Consider the following 12,621-nt stretch of genomic DNA (forward strand, 5'->3'; position numbering starts at 1 on the left):
AGGACAATACACTATGAATGCATTTTCTCGCTCTCTCCTCTCTATTGCAGTCGCAACTATATTTATTGGTGAAGTGCACGCCGCACCACTGCTTTCAGCAGATGCTTCAAGCCTTACACCCGCTGAGCAGATCCGAGCCACGAATTCGTGGGTTGAAATCGACAAAGTGGCATTCGAAAATAACATTCGAACTCTTCAAAATAAGCTGCAAGGCAAGAGCAAGATCTGCGCAGTGATGAAAGCAGACGCGTATGGTCACGGCATTGCCCTTCTTGTACCTTCAGTAATTGCTATGAATGTGCCTTGCATTGCCGTAGCAAGCAATGAAGAGGCGCGTGTGGTGCGCGAGAAAGGATTTACTGGGCGACTGATGCGTGTTCGTACAGCAACACTGGCAGAAGTTGAGAATGCCTTAAACTATGATGTTGAAGAACTTGTTGGGGGACTGGAATTCACTCAAAAAGCAGCCGAAATCGCAGTAAAACATGGAAAGATATTGCGTGTACACATTGCGCTGAATTCCTCTGGCATGAGCCGTAACGGGTTGGAAATGCACACTGATGAGGGAAAAAAAGCGTCTTTAGAAATGGTGAAGCAAAAGGGCATCGAAGTAGTCGGAATTATGACGCACTACGCTGTTGAAGATCGTGAGGATGTGCTCATAGGTTTGAATACGTTTAAACAGGAATCACAATGGCTAATCGACAATGCCAAGCTGGATCGCTCCAAAATCACTCTACATTCCGCTGCATCATTTGCAATACAGAACGTACCCGAAGCCTGGCTTGACATGGTACGACCTGGAAACCTGATTTATGGTGATCCCGTAGAGCACAGTGAAGAATTCAAACGTGTAATGTCTTTCAAAGCTAACGTAGCGTCGATCAATAAGTATCCCGCCGGAAACACTGTTGGCTATGATCGAACCTACACGTTAAAACGGGATTCTGTGTTAGCGAACGTCCCGGTCGGATACTCTGACGGATATCGACGCGCCTTCACTAACAAGGCATACGTACTGATTAACGGCCAACGTGTTCCAACCGTTGGGAAGGTTTCTATGAACACTCTGATGGTCGATGTCACCGATATTAAAGGCGGGGTGAGACCAGGAGACGAAGTAGTACTTTTCGGAAAACAAGGATCGGTCGAGATCACTCAGGCTGAACTTGAGGACTTTAACGGCGCTCTACTCGCCGACCTATACACTGTGTGGGGTAATTCAAACCCTCGCATACTGAAGGCGGATTAATACGCCCCAAGACCTTCAGTGAGGGCAATATCCCTGCCAAAGCCCGGCAAAGGCTTTTGCAGGGATTTTTTTATCGTCACTCACACCAAAGTCGCCTAGTTCGAATATCAAAAAAAACTATCGCAGCTTTTATGTTTCATGCTCGATAGACACGCATAATTCCGGCGCACAAATTCCAATTAACGCGCAAAACAGACAAAAATGATAACCTATAATAATATCAAGATTTTTTGATCACCCCCTGATCGAAGAGACTACGGAATACTTCATTCCATTGGAAATGGCTTTACCGTGTTAGGTCGTTTTGCATTGGGTACGGTTTGGTCACCCGCCCAATGCATTTTTTTTGCAAGGCCCCTCTAATAAAGAACTCATCGACCATCGTCTTCAACTCATCACACTCCGGCCAAATGTTTATATAAATTGGTGTAACTCATGACAGACTCAATACTTGACAAAGCAGATTGCCGCATATTATCGCTCCTACAGCGCGACTGTTTGCTCCCGGCGGAGACAATCGCAGAAAAAATAGGTCTGTCTGCTTCGTCAGTGCTGAGGCGTGTAAAGAAACTACGAGGTGACGGAGTGATTCGTGGCCAAGTGGCTGTTGTGGATACAAACAAACTTGGCGTACATCTAACGTTTGTTACCGTTCTTGAGATAGTAAAGGAACAGAAAGAACAATTAGCAAAGCTACAATACTGGCTCACTCATGAGATTTCAGTTCAACAAGCGTTCTATACGACAGGGTCAGCAGACTTATATTTAATCGTCGTGGCAGCTAACGTAGAGTCTTACAATGACGTTACCCAACGTCTAGTGGCTGCGAATCCTATTATTCGTCGCGTAACCACAAATGTCACTCTGCAAACCTTCAAGAAAGGGATATTCGTACCGACAAATCATGACTATGACAGTCTTCCAAGGTGACTTCGTGAGGATGAAGGTTTGAACAAGCAGAGTTCAGTTAAGATCACTTTTGTCACGGTCAATTGCAGGTGTCTGGCCCACCCTTACCGCTTCCAAGCGTCTCAGCCTATCAGTGGCGCTATCGCCTAAACGATTAACCATCTCCATTGCCAAGAACTCCACTTGGGCCATGGCAGGTACTAGAGAGTCATACGCAGATCCAGATGCGATATCGCTAACAACCACATATCGTGAAAACTCAGCGGCAGTGGACTGCCAGCGATCTGTAAAAAGCACAACCGTTGCACCCTGCTCCGACGCGCGCTTGGCTATATGAACCGTATCTGCCTGGTACCGCCGATAGTCGAAAACGATCACCACATCTTTCTTGGACAAATCGAGGGTGAGGTCGATATCGTGGGAAGCGCTTCTACCCAAGATCTCGGCATTACCTCGGATCTCTCGTAAATGCGCATAGAAGTATTCAGCGAGCGGCTGACTAAACCGTCCGCCCCTGAGATAAATTCGTCGTTTTGAATCAAGAAGGACATCTAAGAGCCCTCCTTCTCCAGCGACCTCATCTATTGCCTGCTCCACCATTTTCCCCAGCTCTCGACCGAAAAGGTTTTCTGAAGGGGGGGCGCCATGATCAATCAGAGTTAAAGGAGAGGTGAGCATCGACTCTAGTTCATTGACCCACGCCTGTTGGAAGTCGGCGTAGCCAGAAAAACCGAGTTTCACCGCAAATCTCATGACCGTTGGAGCACTGACACTTACCCTTTCGGCCAGCTGGTGCACTGATCCCAGAGCAATCACCGGCGTTGCAGAGTTGAGAAATCGCACCAGTTTACGTTCACTTGGTGTGAACGTTGGGTTCGCGTCCTGAATGAGCTTTTTAATCGAACGGCTTGCTGTCATGGCTTTTTCAAGAATAGGTAAGTGAAGCGATTATTGCACAATTTCTGATTTTAAGGATTTCCGTAACGATTATTACACGCGCCCTCGAAGCCACTCTATAGCGGAAGAGGCGCGCATGACTGAAGAAAGGGGAGCTATCGGATGTCGCACGTCACAGGAGTCTCGGGGGGTAGAAAGACCGCGACGTCCTAGGATCTACAAAAAAGCCTCGGTGAGATCCGAGGCTTCGTTACGACCAACCTGTCAGAGCGGACGATTGAGCTCTGCGATCATCTCTTGGGTGTTCGTAGTCCTGCAGTATCCCCCAAAAGCAGCCAACGCCGCGTTGTGCCTGGCCTCAGAATAGGTTGCACAGGCATCAGGGACACATACCATGAAATACCCTCGATCAGCTCCATCACGGACGGCCATATCAACACATTGATCAGTCAACATGCCTACTACGATGACAGCTTCGACGCCCAAATTACGAAGCACGTAATCAAGATTTGTCGAGTTGAACACCCCTGACGAGGTTTTGGGCAGCACGATATCATCATCTCCAGGTGCGACCTGATCGATGACCTTCGCCTCCCAAGATCCTTTAGGGACAAGGAGGCCCGATAGCTTGTGATCCAACGATCGATCTCTCCCATCCCGGGTGAGGCTTTCAATTGTGGTGTAGATCACCTCAGTACCAGATTTCCTGGCAGCACTTATCAACAATTGAATGTTTGGAACAACGCGCCCCATAACTGCCTGGTAGTAAGCCGGCTGCTTCTCTTGAACGTAACTCGATACCTCCGCATTTTGCACGTCTACTACCAGTAAAGCGGTACGCTTTGGATTGACTTGGCTATCCCGAGAAATACCGTTAAATTCGATCTTCTTCACGTAATTTATCCTCAACAAAAGTGCTGTTCGTTCCTACGGTTTAAGCTGAAAGCAGCGATCCACGACCTAAAGGGCTGTTGCCGGCGATGTAGGCTAAATCCATTCCTGGCATGGCATAGCGCCGGTTTTGTCTCGCAAATAGAACACCCTCTACTCCAGAGCAGTACCGCGTAGTTTGTCCTGAGATGGGGTCGACGACATCAACCACCGGATCCCCTGGCTTCAGATAGACCCCGCAACTCTGGAGATACACGATTACACCTGGCTTCTGTGCGACCAATACCTCGGTACCGTCCAATGGAGTAGGCTCGTGGCTTGCTTTTGGCATTTCAATTGACAGTGGGCTACTCAGTACTTTGCGCACCCTCAAGAAATCGAGGATTCTCTCTGCATCTTGTTCCGCGAGCAGGTGGGACACGTCTAGTTGTCCACGCAGTTCAATGGCTACACTTATCGTAGGAACAGGTATGGGAAACCTTGGAAGCCGTAACTGCAGCTTCGCCCAAAAACTAGCAGCGACCTCGTCAAAACAATTATTTCCCTGCTCCAATGCATAGAGGGTTGCTTGTGCGCCCAACAATGCTGCGAGTGGCATTACGTCATCAATCGAACTCGGATGCGTATATAGATGAAGAACAGATTCACAATCGCAATGCAAATCCAGGGTAATATCTGCATCACAAGATAGCTGTAGCAACGTATTACGTAACGAGTCAACCGCTCGAACTGTCTCTCTCTTTGAGATGAGATCAGATAGTACTCGACGAACAATTTTCACATTTTCTTGAGCTGTATTTGTAAGCTCACACTCGACCTTGAGCGCAACCTCTTCGACTAAGGAGGGAAAATGCCGGTTAAAATTTTCCCCACTAGCCAGGTCGAAACGCCCCATTTGGTATGTCAGCAGCGTTTGATCCAAACCAACCGGATTTGAAACTGGGATTAATAAGACCTCTCCAACGAGGCTTCCATTTTCCTCTTCTTTCAGAAGCTTTTCCCGAAGGTAATGCGCAACAAGCAGCCCAGGGAGCTCGCTTGCATGCAATCCTGCCTGAATGTAAACCTTTGGCCCGCACGCTGCCTGCCCTTTGAAATGGAAGCTAACGACCTCACGAAAGGTACCTAGTGATAATCCCTGCACGGGATGATGATGTTGTTCCATGATTACCACTCCAAGCGCCCTCCCTAAAGGGCGCCGATAAAAAATGTCTTTCTTCAGGTTAAGTGAATTGTAACGTTCTGGCTCTGCGCCCGAGGATACAGAGATATATAACGCCAACCACCACCCAAACAAGCCCCATGCTTTTTGCGTGTGTATCCAAACTGAACCAGATGTAGCCAATAATGAGCAGGCCTAATACTGGTACCACGCCGTCCTTAAACCAACGACGACTTGGAGTTCGAACCATGAACTGATTCAAGACACACAGGTGCAGGACGAAAAATGCTGTTAGCGCCCCAAAGTTGACCAAGGACGTAAGAGCACTAACGTCGCTGATGAAGCAAACGCTGACCACCAGAGAAACTGCCCCAACAAACAGGGTACTGATGAACGGAGTCTGATAGCGAGGATGAAGACGTGCCAAGGCCGAAGGGAGCTTGCCGTCACGCGCCATATTTAGCAAAATTCGGGAAATCGCAGTTTGAGCAACCAGTGCGCAGCTAAACCCCCAGGAAACTGCGGTGGCAACAGCACAGGCAGTCTTCAGCAAAGGGCCGCCAACAGCGTTCGCGATAAGGTAGAAAGCATTATCCTTATCCGCACCCAACGAACCAAAGTCAGGCCAGGCCATGCCAGCAACCCAGGTCTGAAGGATAAATAGTCCCCCCATCAAGAAAAGCACGATGACAGTTGCGCGCCCCACATCTTTGGCATTTCCTGAGCTTTCTTCTGCCAGTGTACTGATGGCATCGAATCCCAAAAAGCTAAGCGCAGCAATCGATACGGCACTCATTACAAGCGAAGGGCTAAATGTCTCTGGGTTATACAGGGGGAGTGTAGATGGATGTCCGAGCGAACCGCTGAACACCATATATAGACCCGCAGTAACAAACCAGATCAATACGGCGACCAGAACAATTGCGAAAACATTGTTAACTCTCGCTGTAAGTTGAATACCACGGATATTGATCGCTGTGTTGAACGCAATGAAAGCTACGAGCCAGATCCACTTGGATATGGCAGTAACCCCTTCTAAAGCAATGGCCGCAACGACGTAGCACAACGCGGGAATCAAAATATAATCGAGCAACACAATCCAGCCAACCATAAACCCAATCCTCGGGCCGATAGCATGGCTTGCGTACGCATAAACCGATCCAGCTTTGGGGCAAGCTTCAGACATGCGAGCATAACTTAGAGCCGTGAAAAGCATCGCAATCATGCCAATCAGATAGGCTAGCGTAGCCATCCCTTTGGAATCGCTTACGATATATCCGTAGATTGCCATTGGTGCAATAGGAATCATGAAAACCATTCCGTATACTACTAAGTCGCGTAGTTTCAGACTTCGTTTAAGCTCTACATTCCCGGTATTATTTTTCATTTTATTGCCTCACGATCTTCGTGTGGGACAGCAAGAATTATTGACCTTAACTAGCTAAAATCTTCCTTAGTAAACGGCCGAGTACATGTCCCGAATGGCAAAATCGTCCTTTTCAGAAGCTTCATGTATTTCGCTCTGCTTAACTGCCCGGTAGCAACTGAGCAACGAGGTGCCCATTGCCGCCTTCAAATAGGCGTCATTCTCCAATTCCTTCAATGCATCACCGAGGGAACCAGGTAGTGCTTTCAGGCCGTGCCGTGAGTGCTCATCCTTAGGAATCAGGCAAGGATTAACTGCGACCAACTCGGGCATAACCATGGAGCGCTGAATACCATCGATACCTGCGGCGAGCAGTGCCCCCAACACGAGATAAGGAGAAGACAACGCATCAGCGGCGCGGAATTCGATGTTTGCTTGCTTTGCTGCAGCATCAGCATTCACATTACTGAGAGGCGCAATGCGCAGAGAGGCTTCGCGATTCTGTTGACCAATGCAGGCATATGCAGCGCTCCAGCTATTTGGGCGTAGTCGCTGGTATGAAACAACACCTGGCGCCGTGAGTGCGGTCAGAGCGGCCATATGTTCAAGCATGCCGGTCGTGAACTGACTAGCCACCTCGGAAAGTTGACCAGGTCGAGTCGGATCGTATGTCAGTGGTTCGCCAGCGGTGCTCCAAAGAGAAACATGCACATGGACGCCGTTCGTACCAGAGTTCCCGGTCACCATTGGCGAGAAGGAAACCTTACGACCATTTTGTCGGCAAATCTCCCTCACTACTTCTCGAACGTTGATTGCACGATCAGCGGCTTGAAGTGCTTCGACTGGACTACAGGTAACCTCGAATTGGCGTTGAGCGTACTCAGGTAAGCACATTTCAGGGTCTACACCGGCTTGCTGCAGTGCATCGACAATTTCACTGCAAAGAAACTCCTCTGTACGAGAAGCTTCGAGTGAAAACGGTGGAGCGGGATTCGCAATGTCCGTCAGCATGAACTCATGCTCGAACGCGGCGATTACCTTGATTCCCATTGCAGCAAGGGTTTGGATTTGCCGTTTTAGGAAATTACGCGGGCATGCGTCCCAAGGAGAACCATCAAGATTCAAAAAGTCGCAATGGTAGTAGTGTAACGGTGTAACTGCTGTTCCATTGTCGACGAAAACCTTAGTAGCCGGGTCAGGCATCATTAGGATATCGCCTTGCGCGCCCCACTCATTTTCAACGATGGATCCAAACATATTGATGCCGAGATTTGCAGGCGTCCAGCACACTCCCTTACGCAGATAACCTTCCAATCTTTGCTGCGGGAACCCGCGACCACGGGTGATGCCGGAGTAGTCCTGGGTGACGAAATGTACGAGTCCAGGAGTCTTGGTGCCTTGTTTCATTGCGATTTCCTCCGAGGTACAGGTAAGCATAGCCATGCTCGATCCACGCTTTCCTCGTTAAAATATTGAGAATTATTCTTGTTTGTCCCGGCAGTGAAGCATTGCGTGTGTAGCTGTTATTTTCGTTCCATCTTCTATGAAATGTCTTTTTTCTGTAACGATCGGAACACTACCATTCATTTTCTTAAACGGCAATACGTTTTGTAACGTTCGTTACAGCCGCCTGTCGGCGGAATTCTCAGCATGTTTTGCGGGGGAAGGATTCAGGCAGAGACCTTCTGTAAAGGCGATGCTCATGAGCACGACCGAGCACGGCGTGGCCGCGAGAATGGTTTGGCACGCTACGAAATTGATGCATGTGACATTCGGATAGCCTTAGTCCACTCCCAAGCAGAATTAATACTTATTTAATAAATTCGCGCATAAAAGCTGCAACGTAATTAGTCCAAACGCATTATTTATTAAACTATTAGCTTTTAAACTGACGAGTATTTTGTACCAGCTAACAACTGTAGAACGCCTGGAATTATCATCACATTTCAACCCTCCCACAGCACGGCACGAATAAAAATGAATATAGCCAACAAAATATTGGGAACAGCTGCGCTAATAATCGCGAGCGCTTTTTCTGTATTTTCGCTCTACAACGACAATCAACAACGAATTTCTATCGGAAGAAATTTGGATAGTTACATGCAAGAGATTGGAGTCAGTACAGCCAAAGGAGTCCAAGACTGGCTATCTGGCAAAATTCTCCGTACGGAAAGTCTTGCGGAAGAAATTACACTTACGCAGAGCGAAAGCGAAATTAGAGAAAAGTTGAAGCGAAAATCGCTCCAATCAAATTTTCTTTACACATATATGGGTGATCACAACGGAAAATTCGATCAAGAGCCGTGGGAAGATATGGGGACTGAATTCGATCCTAGGAAACGTCCTTGGTACCTAAGTGCCATACAGTCTGGGCAAACAATACTAACAGAGCCCTACGTTGACGCGAGCATCGGAAAACTGGTAATCACAATTGCTATTCCCTTGCTTCAACACGACGGATCAACACGGGGAGTAGTCGGCGGCGACTTAAGTCTTGATACAATAGTCAAAAAAATTAACACTTTAAATTTTGACAACAAAGGCTTGGCATTTCTTATAGACTCCAATGGAAAAATTTTGGTTCATCCTAACGAGGAGTTTATTGGTAAAACAATCAAAGAAATATTTCCCGTCGAAACACCAGAAATTTCGACGACCACGCATGAGACACTTTATAACGGAACACCACAACTGATCAGCTTCACGCCTATCTCCGGACTTCCATCCGTTCAATGGTACATAGGAATATCAATTGACAAAGACAAGGCTTATGCGTCTCTGGGACAGTTCAGAAAAACGGCAACCATTGTAACGTTAATCGCCATCATCACTGCCATCATACTCCTGGGCTTACTTATTAACGTACTAATGCGGCCTATACGAGTAATGAATGTGGCTATGCAAGATATTGCTGCGGGTGAAGGTGACTTGACCAAACGATTGGAGCCCGGAGGACAGGATGAATTCGGTGAGTTAGCTAGGTCATTTAATCAATTTGTCGATCGGATTCATGTGTCAATTCAGCGAGTATCTGGGGCCACTTATCAGCTGAGCGTAGTAGCTCGACAGGTTACAGACGCATCCAATGCCTCAATGACGAGTTCAGATGACCAGGCACATCGAACCAATAGCGTTGCGACAGCTATTACGGAGCTGGGCGCTGCCGCTTTGGAGATTTCACGAAATGCAGCGTTTACGTCTGAGCACTTAAGCAACGCCAGATCCCTAGCGGGAACAAGCCACAATGTGGTTCAGCAAACAATTAGTTCAATTAACAACCTGTCCACAAGGATCGGTGACGCTCACTCTGAGATACATAGCCTAAACCGTCAAAGCATCAACATTGGGCAAATTTTGGAGGTAATCACCGGTATTTCTCAGCAAACGAATTTGCTCGCTCTGAACGCAGCTATTGAAGCAGCCAGAGCAGGAGAAGCCGGACGCGGATTTGCAGTTGTTGCGGACGAAGTACGAAATCTTGCTTACAGAACGCAAGAGTCAGCCCAGCAGGTTCAAGGGCTCATAGAAGGACTGCAAGTGGGTGCAACCCAAGCCGCACTATTAATGAGCGATAGCCAAGTTGAGACTGAACAGACGGTTAGCATTGCTAACATGGCCGGTGAACAGCTGGCGAACGTGGCATTGAGAATGAACGAGATTGATGAGATGAGCCATTCTGTTGCTGCCGCGACGGAGGAGCAATCTGCGGTGGTTGACTCTATACATATCGACATCACACAAATTAACACTCTAAACCAGCAGGGAGTGAAAAACCTGCAGCTAACACTCGCTGCATGCGCGGAGCTTGAGGAGCAAGCGGCGATCCTCAAGCAGCTTGTTGGTGGCTTCAGAGTTTGACTGAACTAGCTCAATCCCAGAAAGAGGCGAATCCTTATCGGAAACGCCTCATTTACTAAGCAAGAACATCAGCAACCACAACCAAGGTATCCCCACACTGAACCAAGCCAGGAAAATGCCTTGCAACTAACAATCCAGAGCGCTTGGCACGGTATTCGATCGGAGTAACACCTGTACGATGCACATTGTGAACGCGCGCCAGCAAATCTCCGCGAGAGACCTCTTCCCCAAGATCGCGACACATTTCCAGTAACCCGCTGTCCTCACATGTCACAAAGCAGTCGTCGTTAGGCATATCGAGTAAAACCGATTCGTTGCATTGCACTTCACCAGCTAGGATTCGGGCATGAATCAGCAGATTGCGGATACCGCGATCAGCAATGGCTACTGTTCGCGCGCTGCTAGACCCCCCGCCACCCAATTCAGTCGCCACAAAAGTCTTTCCCATCTCCTCGGCTGCCGAGTCATACATACCTACTGAATCCAGTTCTAACATACGCATGGCGTAAGGGGCTCCAAAAGCCAGCATTGCAGCCTCAGCTTTCGATTGAGTAGCTTTGTCAGAGATGACATGGCAGGCTGCAAACGGAACAAAATCCAACGTCTTACCACCAGAATGAATGTCCAAAACCAGATCAGCCATTGGAAGCAACGTGCGCTGAAAATAATCTGCAATCTTCTCTGTAACCGTGCCGTCGGGGCGGCCAGGAAAACTACGATTGAGGTTACCTGCGTCGATTGGCGAAACTCGCGTCCCTGCGTGAAAAGCTGGAGTGTTCATAAACGGTACAATAATCACTCGGCCCTGGATATCACATGCAACCAACGTCAGTGCCAATTTGCTCAGGGCTACCGGCCCCTCATATTCGTCGCCATGATTGCCGCCAGTGAGTAATGCTGTAGGCCCCTCGCCATTTTTCACCACGGTGATGGGGATCATCACTGCTCCCCAAGCGGAGTTGTTGCGTGAATATGGCAGCTTTAAATAGCCATGCTGCACACCATTACGCTCGAAATCGACAGTGGCGACTATTGGATTATTACGAATTGAATCTGCCATTTGAAAACCTATGAGTGAATAATAAGAACATGATCAACAAATTCAATAAATACTCCATAATCACCTACGCCTCCCGTCTATAAATACGAAAATACGCATAAAAACTGCTTAAAATCGATAAATATGAATGCAATAATAATTTCACGCCAGTAATGTATTCGAACAGATTCTAAATCTGGTCTATATAGTCGAAGCTGAGGATTGCAGCAGCAACCTTACAAATAATAAAAACCAAAATCCGGCCTCATCGCCAAACACTGCCTTAAACAATTAATATAAGCGGGAGTTTTAAAGATGAAAAAAAATCACTATTCTTCAGCGCCGTGGGACTCATAGCTTCGCTCATGATCGCCCCGGCCCAAGCAAAGACTCTAGAAGAAATTCAGGCTTCAGGTAAAATTGTCATAGGTACCGATGGTACTTTTCCACCGTTCCAGTACTTCGATAAAGGACAACTCAGTGGATTTGAAATCGACATCGGAAATGAAGTCGCACGACGTCTAGGCGTAACTCCCGAATGGAAGCCAATGTCTTTTGACTCTTTACTCGCTGGCCTGAATCAAGACCGTTTTGACATTGTCATAGCGTCATTCACAGTCACACCCGAGCGAGCAAAATCAGTCCACTTTACTACTCCCCTTTATTGTACGGGCGGAGTCATCGTTAGTAAGAAATCTGACGTCAAGACGGTTTCAGATCTTAATGGCAAGACTGTTGCCGTTCAGACAGGGTCAATTTTCTTTCAAAAAGCGAGCGATATTCCAGGCATCAAGCAAATTCGCAATTTTGCTTCTGACAGCGACGCCCGCAATGCAATGGTATCTGGTCGCGCTGATGCATGGCTTTCTGACAAATTTGTCGCAAAACTAGCTATAGAAACACAACCCGATCAAGGAATGAATATTGGGGATTTTGTTACTACTGCGACTGTTGCCTCAGCCACCAAAAATGATAATAACGAGCTAGCATCAGCATACGACAAAATTATAAAAGATCTTCAGTCTGATGGCACTTACGAAAAAATCTCAAGAAAATGGTTTAATGAAGATATTCGCTGTATATAATATTTTCAATAAATTACATACTACAAACCCAGAAGAATCACTTATCTCTGGTTACTGCCGATATACAAACTCGGTAGCTTTTTGCTTCAACCATCGGTATTAATCGGCTTCCACTATCTCGCCTTAAGAAAGCAAGATACTGGAGGCCTTTCATGACGCTGG

Annotated in this window: 10 protein-coding genes and 1 pseudogene; 5 read left to right on the forward strand and 6 right to left on the reverse strand. The window is 47.5% G+C overall.

Going from position 1 to position 12,621, the window contains the following annotated elements; translation table 11 throughout:
• Positions 1 to 13: 13 nt before the first annotated feature.
• The 3 genes and pseudogenes from alr (at position 14) to B0D71_RS02875 (ending at position 2,182) form a co-directional block, all read left to right on the forward strand.
• The gene (gene alr / locus B0D71_RS02870) at positions 14 to 1,252 is read left to right on the forward strand and encodes an alanine racemase (protein WP_103393388.1); all 1,239 of its coding nucleotides are present in this window, start codon (positions 14 to 16) and stop codon (positions 1,250 to 1,252) included.
• A gap of 435 nt (positions 1,253 to 1,687) precedes the next feature.
• Positions 1,688 to 1,834 (forward strand): annotated as a pseudogene (locus B0D71_RS32245) (Lrp/AsnC family transcriptional regulator); the annotation flags it as partial.
• Between the two features lie 3 nt (positions 1,835 to 1,837).
• Complete coding sequence (locus B0D71_RS02875) at positions 1,838 to 2,182, forward strand: Lrp/AsnC family transcriptional regulator (RefSeq protein WP_240635659.1); 345 nt, start codon at positions 1,838 to 1,840, stop codon at positions 2,180 to 2,182.
• A gap of 33 nt (positions 2,183 to 2,215) precedes the next feature.
• Here B0D71_RS02875 and B0D71_RS02880 read toward each other — a convergent pair whose 3' ends face one another.
• From B0D71_RS02880 to B0D71_RS02900, 5 genes are all read right to left on the reverse strand, one after another.
• A complete protein-coding gene (locus B0D71_RS02880) occupies positions 2,216 to 3,079 on the reverse strand; it encodes a MurR/RpiR family transcriptional regulator (protein ID WP_103393390.1) in 864 nt (287 codons plus the stop codon).
• A gap of 243 nt (positions 3,080 to 3,322) precedes the next feature.
• Positions 3,323 to 3,943, reverse strand: coding sequence for a cysteine hydrolase family protein (locus tag B0D71_RS02885; RefSeq protein WP_205885976.1), 621 nt, complete (start codon positions 3,941 to 3,943; stop codon positions 3,323 to 3,325).
• 49 nt (positions 3,944 to 3,992) lie between these two features.
• Positions 3,993 to 5,114, reverse strand: coding sequence for a succinylglutamate desuccinylase/aspartoacylase family protein (locus tag B0D71_RS02890; protein WP_103393391.1), 1,122 nt, complete (start codon positions 5,112 to 5,114; stop codon positions 3,993 to 3,995).
• Positions 5,115 to 5,172: 58 nt separating this feature from the next.
• Entirely contained in the window at positions 5,173 to 6,498 is a 1,326-nt protein-coding gene (locus B0D71_RS02895) for an APC family permease (RefSeq protein ID WP_103393392.1), read from the reverse strand.
• A 66-nt stretch (positions 6,499 to 6,564) separates the two neighbouring features.
• Complete coding sequence (locus tag B0D71_RS02900) at positions 6,565 to 7,884, reverse strand: glutamine synthetase family protein (protein ID WP_165798680.1); 1,320 nt, start codon at positions 7,882 to 7,884, stop codon at positions 6,565 to 6,567.
• Between the two features lie 570 nt (positions 7,885 to 8,454).
• Here B0D71_RS02900 and B0D71_RS02905 point away from each other — a divergent pair.
• Positions 8,455 to 10,335: a methyl-accepting chemotaxis protein gene (locus B0D71_RS02905; protein ID WP_103393394.1), complete on the forward strand. Its 1,881-nt coding sequence runs from the start codon at positions 8,455 to 8,457 to the stop codon at positions 10,333 to 10,335.
• A gap of 55 nt (positions 10,336 to 10,390) precedes the next feature.
• On the opposite strand, the gene doeB is transcribed toward B0D71_RS02905, so the two are convergent.
• A complete protein-coding gene (gene doeB, locus B0D71_RS02910; RefSeq protein ID WP_103393395.1) occupies positions 10,391 to 11,395 on the reverse strand; it encodes a N(2)-acetyl-L-2,4-diaminobutanoate deacetylase DoeB in 1,005 nt (334 codons plus the stop codon).
• A 344-nt stretch (positions 11,396 to 11,739) separates the two neighbouring features.
• Here doeB and B0D71_RS02915 point away from each other — a divergent pair, with 344 nt between their 5' ends.
• Positions 11,740 to 12,459: an ABC transporter substrate-binding protein gene (locus B0D71_RS02915; RefSeq protein WP_103393396.1), complete on the forward strand. Its 720-nt coding sequence runs from the start codon at positions 11,740 to 11,742 to the stop codon at positions 12,457 to 12,459.
• The last annotated feature ends 162 nt before the right edge of the window (positions 12,460 to 12,621 follow it).

Origin of the sequence: Pseudomonas laurylsulfativorans, from assembly GCF_002906155.1 — a bacterium.
Lineage (GTDB): Bacteria > Pseudomonadota > Gammaproteobacteria > Pseudomonadales > Pseudomonadaceae > Aquipseudomonas > Aquipseudomonas laurylsulfativorans.